Annotated in this window: 15 protein-coding genes; 4 read left to right on the top strand and 11 right to left on the bottom strand. The window is 35.2% G+C overall.

Going from position 1 to position 14141, the window contains the following annotated elements:
- Positions 1-2 precede the first annotated feature (2 nt).
- The 3 genes from EZV73_RS11610 to EZV73_RS11620 are packed head-to-tail and all read right to left on the bottom strand — an operon-like array spanning position 3 to position 1911.
- Positions 3-791 carry an AAA family ATPase gene (locus EZV73_RS11610; RefSeq protein ID WP_240840483.1) on the bottom strand — a complete coding sequence of 263 codons (789 nt, stop codon included), beginning with the start codon at positions 789-791 and terminating at the stop codon, positions 3-5.
- Positions 792-1400, bottom strand: a complete 609-nt coding sequence (locus EZV73_RS11615; protein ID WP_240840484.1) for a hypothetical protein — start codon at positions 1398-1400, stop codon at positions 792-794.
- Complete coding sequence (locus EZV73_RS11620; RefSeq protein WP_240840485.1) at positions 1393-1911, bottom strand: nitroreductase family protein; 519 nt, start codon at positions 1909-1911, stop codon at positions 1393-1395. The genes EZV73_RS11615 and EZV73_RS11620 overlap by 8 nt, the downstream gene beginning before the upstream one ends.
- Positions 1912-2033: 122 nt before the next feature.
- Here EZV73_RS11620 and EZV73_RS11625 point away from each other — a divergent pair, with 122 nt between their 5' ends.
- A complete protein-coding gene (locus EZV73_RS11625; RefSeq protein ID WP_240840486.1) occupies positions 2034-4124 on the top strand; it encodes a methyl-accepting chemotaxis protein in 2091 nt (696 codons plus the stop codon).
- On the opposite strand, the gene EZV73_RS11630 is transcribed toward EZV73_RS11625, so the two are convergent.
- From EZV73_RS11630 to EZV73_RS11655, 6 genes are all read right to left on the bottom strand, one after another.
- Positions 4125-4904: a hypothetical protein gene (locus EZV73_RS11630; RefSeq protein ID WP_240840487.1), complete on the bottom strand. Its 780-nt coding sequence runs from the start codon at positions 4902-4904 to the stop codon at positions 4125-4127.
- A gap of 181 nt (positions 4905-5085) precedes the next feature.
- Positions 5086-5877 (bottom strand): ABC transporter permease, encoded by a 792-nt coding sequence (locus EZV73_RS11635; protein ID WP_240840488.1) that lies wholly within the window; start codon positions 5875-5877, stop codon positions 5086-5088.
- A complete protein-coding gene (locus EZV73_RS11640; RefSeq protein ID WP_240840489.1) occupies positions 5878-6675 on the bottom strand; it encodes an ABC-2 family transporter protein in 798 nt (265 codons plus the stop codon).
- Entirely contained in the window at positions 6672-7670 is a 999-nt protein-coding gene (locus tag EZV73_RS11645) for an ATP-binding cassette domain-containing protein (protein ID WP_240840490.1), read from the bottom strand. The genes EZV73_RS11640 and EZV73_RS11645 overlap by 4 nt, the downstream gene beginning before the upstream one ends.
- 259 nt (positions 7671-7929) lie before the next feature.
- On the bottom strand, positions 7930-9003 hold the full coding sequence (locus EZV73_RS11650) for a hypothetical protein (protein WP_240840491.1): 1074 nt from the start codon (positions 9001-9003) through the stop codon (positions 7930-7932).
- Positions 9000-10103 (bottom strand): hypothetical protein, encoded by a 1104-nt coding sequence (locus EZV73_RS11655; RefSeq protein WP_240840492.1) that lies wholly within the window; start codon positions 10101-10103, stop codon positions 9000-9002. The genes EZV73_RS11650 and EZV73_RS11655 overlap by 4 nt, the downstream gene beginning before the upstream one ends.
- A 96-nt stretch (positions 10104-10199) precedes the next feature.
- Here EZV73_RS11655 and EZV73_RS11660 point away from each other — a divergent pair, with 96 nt between their 5' ends.
- Positions 10200-11228, top strand: a complete 1029-nt coding sequence (locus EZV73_RS11660; RefSeq protein ID WP_240840493.1) for a Gfo/Idh/MocA family oxidoreductase — start codon at positions 10200-10202, stop codon at positions 11226-11228.
- Between the two features lie 22 nt (positions 11229-11250).
- Here the strand turns inward: EZV73_RS11660 and EZV73_RS28655 are convergent, their stop codons facing one another.
- Complete coding sequence (locus EZV73_RS28655) at positions 11251-11379, bottom strand: hypothetical protein (RefSeq protein WP_255813253.1); 129 nt, start codon at positions 11377-11379, stop codon at positions 11251-11253.
- A gap of 437 nt (positions 11380-11816) precedes the next feature.
- Here EZV73_RS28655 and EZV73_RS11665 point away from each other — a divergent pair, with 437 nt between their 5' ends.
- Positions 11817-12362, top strand: coding sequence for a hypothetical protein (locus EZV73_RS11665; RefSeq protein ID WP_240840494.1), 546 nt, complete (start codon positions 11817-11819; stop codon positions 12360-12362).
- 112 nt (positions 12363-12474) lie between these two features.
- Positions 12475-13287: a GNAT family N-acetyltransferase gene (locus EZV73_RS11670; RefSeq protein WP_240840495.1), complete on the top strand. Its 813-nt coding sequence runs from the start codon at positions 12475-12477 to the stop codon at positions 13285-13287.
- Between the two features lie 41 nt (positions 13288-13328).
- On the opposite strand, the gene EZV73_RS11675 is transcribed toward EZV73_RS11670, so the two are convergent.
- Positions 13329-14057, bottom strand: coding sequence for a YebC/PmpR family DNA-binding transcriptional regulator (locus EZV73_RS11675; protein ID WP_240840496.1), 729 nt, complete (start codon positions 14055-14057; stop codon positions 13329-13331).
- Positions 14058-14141: the final 84 nt, after the last annotated feature.

Consider the following 14141-nt stretch of genomic DNA (forward strand, 5'->3'; position numbering starts at 1 on the left):
ATTTACAAATGCCTTAAGAAAGACTGTGGATGATTAAGAAAATCTCTAGTTAAATTGACATGTTCTATATCATTGTACTCAATTTTTTCAATTCTGTCTTCAAAATTGTATATATTCGCTTGATCATAAGCCATTAAAATTGGCGAATGGGTAATAATGATAAACTGACAGTCTTTATCAACCATTTCCTTTATCAACGAAATCAAACTCAGTTGTCTCATTGGAGACAAAGAAAGCTCCGGCTCATCTAAGATGTATAAGCCACCAGGCACCAACCTTGATTTAAAGAGTTCCAAATACCCTTCACCATGAGACATTTTATCTAACCCTTGGCCATAGCGATTTGTCAAGGCACTTAAAGTCTTTTGATAAGGACCTTCAGCCAACTCAAGGGCATACTTTGATCGGTCTTTAAAAGCCTCTCTTAACTGACTTAGCTCCTCATGTGTCTCTTCTCTCATGGCTTCAATGTTGTCTACAAACCTTATAAAGCTTTGTGACTTTAAATAGAAACCTCTACTGGTTTTCTGTTGCCAAACAGCTTTAAAAGACTTAGACAGTTTTTTAGGGCCATCGAGACGCCTATACTTTTCTGGGATTAAGTCCACTGTATGGGTCAGCAGCATAAGACTTTCTAAAAAAGTGGTTTTTCCACAACCATTTTCACCAATGAAAATAGTCACTTCAGAATCAAAGGATATTTCACTCAATTGATTAATTGCATGAACATTGAATGGATAAGCCCCAAGCGCATCTTCCTTTAGTCGTTTAAGTGTTTTAAGATAGATCATTTATTTACCTATGGTCATCATTAAAAAACCAGAAAAAGCCGGATTATTAGGTTTCACACCAGGTGAAGCCTGTGATTTAATATCATTAATAAAAGCTCTATATGTCTTATAAAAGTCGTAGTTGGGTTTACTTGTATATTTAAAATCTGCTTCAAAATACCCCAGTATCATTTTGACTGTTGTCGGTTTAATAAAAATATCGCCATCAAGGTTTAGATAGGCCTTTAACACTGTCAAAATAGGCCATTTAGCAACTTTGTAAGGCTGCATAACAAATACCATTTCATTAAAGCCCAATTCCTCATCACCATGAATATACTCAAACAGAGCTTTCTCTAAACGGACTTTTTCATCTTGTGTAATAGATCCTACAAAATTTTTAAAAGCAGGTTTTTCGAACCTAGAAACAAGTGTTGAAGCATTGATTATTTTTGTGAAGTTAGCTAGGATGTCTTGGTTTTCAAAAGCTTCCTTTGTAAACATGACCTGAGACATCTTAGACAACTTATCAAGCTTATGTTTTTTCTCAATCGATTTCATTTCTTCATCGTCAAAGCCATCAGGATACATATCAAAAAATATCTCTTCAAGTGCTTTCATTTTACTCATATTTTCCTCCTACCTGATTGTAGTGAACCTTTGAATAGTCATGTACTTTTTCTCTTGTCGGCTCTTCGTCTGGATAACCGATAGTCAAGAAACCAACCATTCTATAGTGGTCTGGAATATTCAAATATTCTCTGACAAAAGTCTCTGAATCCATATTTTCTGACTCACGATTTCGAAGTTGAATCCAACAAGATCCTAGTCCCAGTTCATGAGCCTTTAAATGACCAACCATCAAAGTAATAGCCCCATCTTCAATCCAAGTGTCCGACTCATCATGAAGGCTTAAAACTAAAATAACATTCGATGTTTGCTTAACAAATCCAGCACCTGCCTTTTTACTTTCAGACAGACCATGAATCACTTCAGGATCATCCAAAACTAAAAACTCCCAAGGTTTTTTATTCTTACCTGAAGGTGATAATAACATATCATCAATAATATCCTTGATTAATGACTTCTCCACCGGTTCAGGCTTATATTTTCTAATACTGTAACGCGTTTCCATTTTCATATTCTTACCTCCACTTATCATCCATAGTTTATCATAAAATAGGTCTTTGACAAAAGCCATGTGGCTTAAATTTATGATTGTAAATGGATGTACAGGGTAAAAAGCGACTAAGGAGGTATTATATGAAATCTATCAGTTTTAAAATCATATCAGCTATGCTGATTATCATCTTAATACTTACAGGTATTTTGAGTTTTGTTACCTATAGGATTACCAAATCTAGTATCAGTTTAGAGGTAGAAGAAAAGCTCGTTAGGCAGGCTCAGAATACTGCCGATGACATTGAGTTACTTCTTACCAAAACAGAATCCATCACAGACGCCCTGGCGGATGTGGTTGAAACAAGTATTGATATGGACCAGTTTGAACTCTCGAAACCTAATCAAGCAGCCTATGCAAAAGATTATTTGGAATACTTAAATCCAATAGTTATAGAATTTGCAGAACATCTAGACTACAACATCGATGCTTATGTTGTTTTTTCACCAGATTATAGTAAGAGAATTCTTAATCAATCTTTAGTAATAGAAGATGGCGGTTCTTATGTTCTTTTAGATGCCCCACTTGAAAATGATTATGTTGCAGATGAAAACGATCCTGCATCTCAATGGTTCCATGGACCTAAACAGGCAGGTAAAGGCATTTGGTCAGAGCCTTATGAAGACCCAACAATCGGCGGTAATTTAATTACCTATTCTACCCCAATTTATGTAGATGGTACTTTTATCGGAGTGGTTGGTGTTGATATCGTCTTTGAAGTCTTTTCAAGCATGATTACAGATATTCGTATTCTTGATTCAGGTTATGCTTTCTTATTTGACTCAGATTATAACTACTTGGTACACAAAGATCTTACACCTGATCAAAACTTAACCACTATTGCCAATGGTGAGTTTGCCTATATGAAGGATATTTTTGATAGTTCTGAGCAAGGCCACATTTATTACACCTTTAATGGCGAAGATAAAATACAAGGTTTTGCCCATATATCCAACGGATGGGTGCTAGGTGTTGCGCCAGTAACCGATGAGATATTTGCAGGTCTTCATAGACTTCGTTTCATCACTTTTATGATTACATTTGTTGCCATTATCATTGCTGCAATCATTGCCTCTCTTGTTGGTAGTTCTATTGCAAGACCAGTCAAAAGAATTACAGCCATCATTACTCGGATCTCTCATTTAGACCTAAGATCTGATCCTGCTGATGACAAACTACTTAAATACAGAGACGAAACAGGCCTAATGGCCCAAGAGCTTAAAACCATGACAAGCTCTCTAAACACCTTTGTCCATGAACTGATGAGTCAAGCAGGTCAACTAAACGTTGATGCAGACCATCTATATACAGCAACAGTAGAAACCAGCCAATCTATAGAACAAGTTTCAAATGCAGTAACCGAGTTGGCTAGCGGTGCTAATAAACAAAGTGAAGATACTTCACAAAGTATGGAAAAATTATATACACTTGATAGTAAAATCAATGATGTAGTTGATAACACGAGCATTATGATTGATCAAACTACACGTGTTAAAGATGTCAATATGCAAACCAGCAAAACACTGGATGCACTGAACACCAATTTGACAACCACAAATGATACCATTAACAATGTAGCCAATCAGATTCAAGATCTTAAGGTGAAGTCTACAGCTATTGGCGAAGTAACTGGTTTAATTGATCAAATAGCAGAACAAACCAACCTACTTGCTTTGAATGCAGCCATTGAAGCTGCAAGAGCCGGTGAAGCTGGTAAGGGTTTTGCGGTTGTAGCTGATGAAGTTAGAAAACTTGCTGAAGAAACATCTATCTTAACCAAGAAGATTACTGAATCCATGAACGAGATTCAAGAAGGCATCGATGAATCTAATCAAGAGATGCACAAGGTCAAAGATGTTATTGAGAGCAACACAGAAATCTCTAACAACGTTGAAAAGGCCTTTGATCAAACCATTATGTCTATCAACGATGTTATGAATCAAATCAGTCTACTCAATGAAAATATCGATCAAGTACAAGCAGTTAAAGATGTTGTGATAGAGGCCCTTAGAAATATCTCTGAAATCACTGAAGGCAACGCTGCATCAGCAGAAGAAGTTTCAGCTTCAGTTGAGCAGCAAAGCGCAACAATGATCACAATAGAAGATATGTCTAAGACACTCAGTCAAATTGCTCAAAGTATCAATGACAATGTTGATAAATTTGAAGTATAATCATTTCTTTACAATATGACATAAACAAATGTTTTTAAAAGGTTTTACCTCTTTGTACACCTTGTTGTATGATTGGTAAAACCTTTTTTCAATTTCACCGGCATCCAGATGTTCATAGATTAGAAAGTCGTGCTTGTCACACAGTTTTTCCAAGTGGTCATAATCAAAGCCATTTAAGATGGTCTCGTCTAAAGCGCCCCCCATTTTCTTTTGTATCAAATAACGCTCATCATAATCAAAGTTGGAATAATCTAAGACAAGGCTTGAACCTTTTGTCATCATAGAAGATAAATCTTTTAATAAGGTATCAAAAGTCTGAGGACCAATGTAATAAATCAAGCCAAGCATACTGATAAAAAGTTTGCCACTTAAGCCAATAGAAGCTATGGATGTCTTCATAAGATCTAGATCATATGAAACCGAGCCAGCCTCTCTTTTTCTCCTGTCTACTAGAATTTCTTTATAATCTACTAAAACCACTTTTGATTCATTTAGAATTTTAGGACTTGGCATCAAGCCACAACCGACCATGACATACTTGTCAAAACCTAATCTCTTCTCTCCTGCTAGAACTTCATCATGATAGATAGATCTAGACAATACAATTGGACTCAAGACATTATTAATAAAATAATCATAATCCTCATGCCTAGAAAATTCTTTTAGTATTCGATCGTACTCCTTCTCACTTAATAGCGACTTGTCTTCATTGTAAATCAGTCCCATTTTGCATCTTGTACGATACATCCTAATAAACGCACTCATGATTGCTGTATTCATATCAACCACCTCCACTATATTTAATACCAGAAGCTTTGACACCGAACAAGACTTGATTTTTTTGACATTTTGTGGTAATATAATTTAAAAGAGGCGATAAAATTTCGCCTCTTTTTTGTATTCGTCTTTCAATTATCACTTTTCATAATTACGTTTGAAACGCTAAAAAATATGTTATATATCAGTTCCCAGTCGACTCATAAGCTTTTAAACCCGATTTCCAAACAATCTGGTAAGCTATAAACCATAATATACAAGCTACTAAGCAACAAGTGATCACAGTATGCTCAATAGCAGGCATACCTAAAAAGAAGGAAGCCGGTATAAAGGCCACAAAGGCAAATGGGATCACAAATGTTAAGACCATTTTGATAAACTGTGAAAAGATACTCATAGGATAAGATGAGAAATCCGCCAGCTGATACACGATAAATAGAAAGTGTTGTGATCTTTTGGTCCAAAGTGCTAGGGAACCCCCTATCAGCTTGATAGATGTATAAATCATAATCCCTGCTAGTATCACAACAAGTAGTAAAAGCCAATCTAGCAAATTAAAAGCCAAACCTAGCTTAGTATATGCATAAGTAAATATGGATACACCAATGATGATTTCTCCAAAAGCATCTGGCTGAAAACGTTCTGCAATCAAATGAAACAGCGGATTAATAGGCCTGAGTAGATACTTATCAAATTGACCTGATCTGACATAAGAATTAGCCAGCAACCATAGATTGTCTGTAAAGAGATGGTCTAATCCTCTTGGAATCTGACTTAATCCATAGATAAACAATACCTGATTATAAGACCATCCATTTAAATGAGGAATTCTTGAAAAGACCAAACTGATAAAAATCAAGTTTGATGCTTGTAAGATGAAAAAAGACAACATACCTATAAAAAAGTCTGTCCGGTATTCCATCAGTGTCTTTAAGTATTGAAGGATAAATACCTTATAAATTCTAATATATCTCATTTAACCTCCTTGAACCGTCAATCTTGTTACAGCTTTTTTCCAGATCAAATAGTTACACACAATTAACAGTAAAATCCAGAACAATTGCTTGCCATAGGCTATTAGTATTTCTTCACCTGTGTACTTACCTAAAAAAATCATAACGGGCGTAAAGACCATGGACTTAAATGGCAAGAAGTCAAATACTTTTTGAATGCTTTCAGGAAAAAACACCAGCGGTATCAAAGCACCACTCATCAACCTAACGAGAGCAGACTTTCCAAATCCGATTCCCCATAAATTCTTAATATAAAATGCCAGCATACCAAAGATAAAATCAAATAAAAAACCTATGACGATACCGAAAAACAGGGATATCAAATAAAATGGTATGCAAGCAAGTGAACCAATCTTAAAGATCAGAGTTAAAACTAGTAATGCGGGTATGATCAAAAGTACTGTGAAAAAAAGTGCCATCCCTAGTGTCTCAAAAAATATTCTTAAATGATAATGAATAGGTTTGATTAAGTTCATGACAATAGAGCCTTGTCTGATTTCATCTGCTATGATCCATACAGTACCCCCGTCAAGTGTTCTAAGGGATAAAAAGCCCATGACAATATAGCCTGTCATATCAAGCATGGTAAAGCCTTCTAAGACATCATTAGATGTATAAACAACCTTCCAAATATAATAGACAACAAACATACCTATGGTCATACCAAACATGTATAAGAAGGTCTCCATGGGATATGCTAAAAACTCACCTTGTACAGCGGCCCTTGCAAAAGGCCAGTAGGTGTTCTTTAACTTCTTCAAGATACACCCCCTGTATAGAGCTTCTTAACAATTTCTTCTATGTTTTGGTCTTGTAGTGAAAAATCTAAAACCCTGTAATTTTCCATCACATAAGACAAGATATCAGCAACAGCGATTTGATCTTGATTAAAGGTGATTTTTAAAGCCCCTTCTTCTATTGCAACACGACTTTCATAATCAGCCATAAACTGTGTCATGACCTCCACGTGTTGGTCTGACAGTCCATCAATTTTTAAAGAAAGTTGTCTTGTATTGCCAAATTGCTTGTTAATGGCCTCTTTGGACCCATCATAAATGATTTCGCCCTTATCAATAATCATAATCCTAGTAGCCAGTTCCTGAATATCACTCATATCATGTGTTGTTAAAATAACCGTCACATTGTACTTTTGGTTCATGGATTTAATGGCTTTTCTTATTCTTTCCTTTACCATAACGTCTAAACCAATGGTAGGCTCATCCAGATAAAGGATATCAGGATTATGCAACATGGAAGCAGCCAAATCTGCCCTCATTCTTTGTCCTAGAGATAAGGTTCTAACGGGTTGTTTTATAAAAGGTTCAATCTCTAATAGATCGGTCAGGTAATCATATCTTTCCTTGAAAACCTGGTCTGGTACATTGTAAATTTCCTTTAGGATTGTATAGGTCTCTTCTAAAGGCAAGTCCCACCACAACTGTGTCCTTTGCCCAAACACAACACCTATATGTTTGGCATTTTCTATTCTATTTTCATGTGGTACCACACCACCAACTAGAATTTGGCCTGAAGATGGTGTTAAAACCCCTGTCATCATTTTGATGGTGGTAGATTTACCGGCACCATTGGCACCAATATAACCAATGATTTCTCCTTTGTTTATCTGAAAGCTGATATCTTTAACAGCCTTGATTTCTTCCTTTTGCCTTTTAAATAGTCCTTTAACTGCCCCTTTAAAGCCTGAGTCTTTTTTATAAACAGTAAAAGACTTTGAAACATTCTTAACTTGTATCATTATACCTCCTATGCAACCGATTGCCCTACTAGTATATCAAACTAAATCTTCTAAGCATACAATGAGTTCAATTAAAATTAAAATCGTCATATGGCATCAATCTTGCATATATTATATGTAACCAATTATTCTACTGAATACACTGAAATATGTGAAATATATTTCCCATCGGTGTTTTATTCATGAGAAATAATTCCCTATATACCTTGAGCAGAACTCACTCACTCAAAACTCTGCTCAAAAGAAAAAGCCAGTTTCCTCACTGGCTTTTTTTCTCGTATTTGATCAGTTCATAAACATTCTCTCTAAAGATCATCTTTACATAACCAATCTCTTTAGCATAATAGGACCTTTCAACAACTTGGTCCCCACTATAAGTCGTCAACTCTATACAGGTAAATAAACCCGCAGGTACCTCAACTTCTATGTCTGTATCAGTGACGACTGAAAGTAGATCTCTTTGCATGAAATATTGATTAAGAAATATATGAGCTGGAAGCACCATAGAACTTAGGTCAGCGCCTTCTGTGTTTATAAGCTTCACATACCCATTTATCTCCATTTCAAGAGTATCTGAAAAGTCACCATCTGCTATAAGCTCCCCTTTATTTGGAAGGTATTCAAATGAAAACTCAATGTTTTCACCTGAAAAGAAAGACATTAAACGTTCACTTGGAAAATAATCACTACCTCTGGTTAAGTCTTCAGAAGCATATTTTATAATCTCAATGTGATCATAGTCTACATCGAAGGCTTTCTTAAACATACCTGTAAGTTCTAAGAAGAAAGTATCACGGTTTTCTAGATCAATTTCAAAATCTATATGATTGTCTGAAAAATCAAGAATCCTTGCATGGCCATAATCAATCTGTCTTATAAGAGGCGTTACATTGTTGTTGTGAAACTCATAATCAATCACACGGTTATCAAAGTGAGGTGGTTTAACAACTTCAAGTTTTACAATAACTCGATTAGCATCTGTATAAATTTTACCATGGTCTGGTATTTCAAAAGACATGTCATCAAGTTCATACGTCATCTTATACCTATAGGCAGAGTTAATAAAGTCAAATGTATCTTCTTTATTTTCTAATAAAGATAGCACTAGACTTTCATAGCTTTTTACTGCTTCAGTTAAGTCCTCAATAAGAATTTGATTGTCTTCAATATCATATCCAAACTCTCTTATTTCCTCACTGAGATTAAAAACCTCACCTTTTAAGTTGGTTTCATTGTCTTTTAAGACTTCATATTTTGTTTGACTGTCATTATACAAATAGACATTGATAATAAGACTTAAAATTAAACTGCCTACTAAAATACTTTTCTTCATCTCTCAAGAATCCTTATATCTATGAGTTCTTCAACTAGTCCATAAAATTCTATACGGACAAGGCCAATACCTGGCGCATAGTAAAATACCTTGGGCTCATCATGGTCTGTCACAACCTTAATTGTCTTATATATACCTGCTGGCACCTCTACCAAAACATCCATCTCTTGTATTTCATACTTATGGTCATCAACTAACCAAGATGCTCCCTCATAAATATCTGACGGTAAAAGCTTTTTGTTTGTAGACATCTCACCTATGTCTGAATTGGATATAGAAGTCATATAGATACCATCCGACTTAACTTCTAGTGTATAATCACTGCCCATAGCAGTGTTTTGTTGATTCCTACATAAAAAGCCACCTTCGATAGGTTCAAAGCTTTCAACAAAACCTTCACCTTCAAAGCCACCATTGTATTCAAGCTCTAAATGACTAGTAGGAAAATAATCGATCCCCTTATCAGGCATAGTGTGGTGAATATTAATGGTATCTGATACCATTTCCAAAAGCCACTTACTGATAGACTTTATGGTAAAGCTTTCCTCTTCTTTGGATACAACATCAATGGTCATGGCATCAGGGGGATAATCAGTTGGAAATCCCTTAGGATCGATGATTCGCCTCATATCTACTGGCCACTGATTATAAATCCCTAATTCTTCTATTCTATAGTCAAGATCTCTCGTAGAGATGCTGGCAATAATTTTGTATGATTCATCCCCAGTATACACATTCCCATGATAAGGCACCGTTAGAAGCCCTTCATCAGTTTCTACTGCTAGCAACTTATTTCTGCGATTCAAAAGCAAGAATGTTTCAAACGTCTCATCTTTGGCAAACTCTAACAAGATGCTTTCATAGTTGTCAAGATAAAGTTCTTGAGTATTTATTCTTTCGGTTAAATCATCTACCTGTGCTAGATGATTACTAAGCTCGTTCTCAAGCTTCAGGTGTTCTTCCTTTAAACCTAAGTTATCACCATTAAGATCAATGATATCCTGTCTAAGTTCACTAACTTCTATACTTTTTTCATGGTTTGAATAAGCCAATATAATTACCAAAGCTAAAACCACTATCCATACTACTTTCTTTTGCATATGCCCTCCTGTATAATAATTATAACCTATATGCTTATTAATAAGTAGCTGTTAGAAGCTATTCAGAAAGGGTATCAAAAGTTTAGGAGGCATTATATGAAAATAAACGTTGGCATTATTGGTTATGGATTATCTGGTCATATATTTCATGGTATGATTTTAAAGGAAATGGATAAGTTCTGTATAAAAAAGATTTATACAAGAAGTAAAAAAAATACTGAAACAGCAATTAAATCACATCCTGATGTAGAAATAGTATCGGATGTGAACTTGATATTTGAAGATCCGTCTATTGATGTGGTTGTTGTCTGCACACCGAACACCTCTCACTTTGACTTGGCATCGAAAGCCCTTTTAAATAAGAAACATGTCGTCATAGAAAAACCATTTACAGTTACAACTCATGACGCATTAAGACTGATGGACTTAGAACATGATAGCAAGAAATCTATAGCGGTCTATCACAATCGCAGATTTGATGGTGATTATTTAACATTAAAATCACTTATAAATGAAGACAAGGTTGGAAGAATTGTTGAGTTTGAATCACATTTCGATAGATTTAGAAACACCTTTAAGAAGCAAGCTTGGAGAGAACAAGACCTACCTGGTTCTGGTATATTGTACGACTTAGGCTCTCATCTTATAGATCAAGCACTTGATTTATTCGGTCTACCTCAAGAAGTTTATGCAGACATTTCCAATCAAAGACGCGGTCAAACAGATGACGCTTTTGAGGTCATCCTCTACTATTCTGAACTTAAAGTTACTTTAAAGGCTGGTATGCTTGTTAATGCTGATATACCTAGATTTATGGTTCATGGTACTGAAGGCTCTTATACAAAATACGGACTGGACAGCCAGGAAGGTCAATTAAGAGATGGCATGGCTACAAGCCATCCTGATTATGGTAAGAACACGACAGGGCTTTTAAAGACCACCACAGAAACTGAAGTTCAAAACGAAAATGGTGATTACCGGGCTTTTTATGACAACTTATACGACCATATCATAAATAATCAGCCTCTAGTTATTTCTTCAAAAGATGGTTTCAATGTCATGAGAATCATCGAGGCAGCTTACCACAGTCAACAACTACATAAGAGAATTTTTCTTAAACATTAAAATAACTAAAGCTTGACTTTAGTTATTTTTTCGCCTTAATTTGTATAATACCAATCCAAGTGATGGCAACGGTTGCCACTAATGTAATAGCAGAAACACTTAATACATGTTTAGTTACATGCGATTTATCCTTTTGAAATATTTTTCTCATAACCGCCTCCTAAGATTAAATATAACACATAATCATTTATGATAAAACTTATTTTACCTTCTTAATTAGAATATGCCCATTCTAATAAATCTAAAACATGTAAATTATAGGTCTGGTAAAATTTGTACTATCTTGAGATACAAAATAGTAAATATTACCTACAATCGTTTATTTTTCGCCAATTCGGGTATAATTATAATTGAGGAAGACAGTAACTTCAATATTTATTTGGACGCCATATTATTGAAGCAGTCTAATAGCGTAACCGGCCTTGTACTATAAGGTCGGTCATTTTATTGCAAACAAATATTAGGGAGTGATGCTTATGTATAATGCTTGTCACCACACATTGTCCAAGAAAAAAGCATATAAACATATTTAGGCTTTGCCTGTGGTGTATAAACAATACTAGAATTACTGCAGAAAGGAGTTGTAAAATGAAAACAAGCAATGCTCTTATCAAGTATTTGGCTATCATTATCTGCATACTCTTAATGCTTCTTGCATGTAGCAATGATAGTGCAGTATACGATAGAAATGATTTAGATGAAGAGATTCCATTAGGACCTGTTCAATTACCTTTTGAGACCGTTCAAGTTACTTACAAAACTTTAGCACTTGACTCAGAGGCAATCGCCCATAAGATTGTCTTAGAATTTGATGAGCTCATTGATGCTTCTTCAGTTGATGTTTCAGAATTCTCTCTACATGTGGTTCATATGTATGCAGATGAAACCGAAAACATACAAGCGCTAAAAATAGCCACAGCCTATTTATCAAATCCTGTGGGTATGCCTTCATATGATGGTCGTCACATTGCTATAGAGGCTCTTGGTCCAAAAGTAAATCAAGAAGATACTTCAGATATCTATTATATCGTACAGATAAAAAATGATGCTGGTCTACAGTTTGTCGATGGTCGTTTGATTAGGTTTATAGCAACCGGCAAAAGAAACTTCTCAGGCTATATACCTTTAGAATAAAATTTATAAGAAGTCCTTCTTGCTTTTTACCTGAAGATTGAATCTTCAGGTTTTATATATTTAATGTTAAAATGTAAAAGAATCGATTAGATATGTATAGAAAGGACTAAGCGTGTTAATCAGAAAAGCAGATATAAAAGACAAGAGGCCTATACTAGAAATGACAAAACAAACTTGGGATGACGGCGACTATATCAAAAATGTATTTGATAAATGGTTAGAAGCACCTGGTGAATTTACAGTATTAGAAGACGATGGTCAAATAGTCGGATGTACCAAACTTTCGATCATCAAACCTGGAAACCTTTGGCTGGAAGGCATTAGAGTTGATCCAAATAAAAGAAGAAAAGGTTATGCTAAAATTCTTGCTGACTATCAGCTTGACCTATGTAAAAAACTCGGTTTTGAGCATCTCAATCTTTCGACATGGTACCAAAATGAAAGTGTAAAGATGCTAAAAAAATATCCTTTCCAAAAAATTCACGACTATAAGGTCATGACCTATGACTTAGATGAAACTTGCGATTATATCAGTGATAACAATGTTGATTACAATCAAATAATGGACTATTTTAAACCTTTGTTTAACAAGGCCTATTACGCCTGTGATTGGACTTTCTTTACTCTAGATGACTTGATGATAAAAACCTTTTTTGACAGAGGCGAGATATACAAACACGGTTTGGACTACCTGATCATTTCAGATCTCTATAACAAAGAAAACAGCCTGTCCATAGTATATCATAATGACATAAATGATGAGCTTATGTCCATTGTCAACCATTTAAAGAAAACTAAGAACAAGGATTACTTGATGACAATGACAGATGACCAAAACAAGGTAACGCTCTTAAAAGAAAAAGGCTTTGAAGGTTATGATGACGAACCTTTTGATGTATACCTATATGAATTTAAAGAAGATTAATAAAAAAAAACGCTTTTGCATGATGCAAAGGCGTTTTTATCTTATTCAGTCTCTAACCAGTTGTGGTAGACATTTTGCACGTCATCATCATCATCCATTAAATCGATAAGCTTGTTCATAGCCTTTAGATCTTCTGGTGTTGTTAACTCAGTCATAGTCTGTGGAAGGTATCTTAGTTCTGCCATTGAGAACTCGTATCCCGCTCCAGCTAACTCATCTCTAACTGTACCGAAATCTTCAATATCTGTAATAATTTCAAAATGAGTATCTTCTACAGTGAAATCTTCAGCACCCGCCTCAATTACTTGCATTTCTAGTTCTTCTTCGTCGATGTTTGTTTCTTCATCTCTGTCGATTACCAGAACACCCTTATGATCAAACATAAAAGATACACAACCGTTTGTACCTAAGTTACCATTCCCCTTTACAAAGTATGATCTGATGTTTGCAGCAGTTCTGTTTGTGTTGTCAGTAAGACATTCAACCAAAACAGCGATACCACCTGGACCATAACCTTCATATTTTAATTCAGTAAAGACAGCACCGTCAGATTCTCCAGTACCTTTTTTGATTGATCTTTCAATATTATCTTTCGGCATGTTAGCCGCTTTAGCTTTTTCAATAGCACTTTTAAGGGCTGCATTATATTCAGGATCTCCGCCGCCTTCTCTTGCAGCAACCATGATATAACGACCTAACTTAGTAAAGATTTTTGCTCTCTTAGCATCCATCTTACCTTTTTTGTTTATGATAGTACCTATTCTACCCATAAATTCTCTCCTATCTTAAATTATTTCCTTTCATATCATACCACAATAAATCACTGACGTAAACTTATCTAGGCTTGTTTTCCT

Source organism: Acidaminobacter sp. JC074 (assembly GCF_022496765.1).
In the GTDB taxonomy this organism is placed as follows: domain Bacteria; phylum Bacillota; class Clostridia; order Peptostreptococcales; family Acidaminobacteraceae; genus JABXKX01.

Excerpts from the sequence above, each read along its gene's own strand:
- EZV73_RS11645 (WP_240840490.1), bottom strand. The coding sequence starts at position 7,670 with ATGATACAAGTTAAGAATGTTTCAAAGTCTTTTACTGTTTATAAAAAA.
- EZV73_RS11635 (WP_240840488.1), bottom strand. The coding sequence starts at position 5,877 with ATGAGATATATTAGAATTTATAAGGTATTTATCCTTCAATACTTAAAG.
- EZV73_RS28655 (WP_255813253.1), bottom strand. The coding sequence starts at position 11,379 with ATGAGAAAAATATTTCAAAAGGATAAATCGCATGTAACTAAACATGTA.
- EZV73_RS11620 (WP_240840485.1), bottom strand. The coding sequence starts at position 1,911 with ATGAAAATGGAAACGCGTTACAGTATTAGAAAATATAAGCCTGAACCG.
- EZV73_RS11630 (WP_240840487.1), bottom strand. The coding sequence starts at position 4,904 with ATGAATACAGCAATCATGAGTGCGTTTATTAGGATGTATCGTACAAGA.
- EZV73_RS11660 (WP_240840493.1), top strand. The coding sequence starts at position 10,200 with ATGAAAATAAACGTTGGCATTATTGGTTATGGATTATCTGGTCATATA.
- EZV73_RS11655 (WP_240840492.1), bottom strand. The coding sequence starts at position 10,103 with ATGCAAAAGAAAGTAGTATGGATAGTGGTTTTAGCTTTGGTAATTATA.
- EZV73_RS11665 (WP_240840494.1), top strand. The coding sequence starts at position 11,817 with ATGAAAACAAGCAATGCTCTTATCAAGTATTTGGCTATCATTATCTGC.
- EZV73_RS11625 (WP_240840486.1), top strand. The coding sequence starts at position 2,034 with ATGAAATCTATCAGTTTTAAAATCATATCAGCTATGCTGATTATCATC.
- EZV73_RS11615 (WP_240840484.1), bottom strand. The coding sequence starts at position 1,400 with ATGAGTAAAATGAAAGCACTTGAAGAGATATTTTTTGATATGTATCCT.
- EZV73_RS11650 (WP_240840491.1), bottom strand. The coding sequence starts at position 9,003 with ATGAAGAAAAGTATTTTAGTAGGCAGTTTAATTTTAAGTCTTATTATC.
- EZV73_RS11675 (WP_240840496.1), bottom strand. The coding sequence starts at position 14,057 with ATGGGTAGAATAGGTACTATCATAAACAAAAAAGGTAAGATGGATGCT.
- EZV73_RS11610 (WP_240840483.1), bottom strand. The coding sequence starts at position 791 with ATGATCTATCTTAAAACACTTAAACGACTAAAGGAAGATGCGCTTGGG.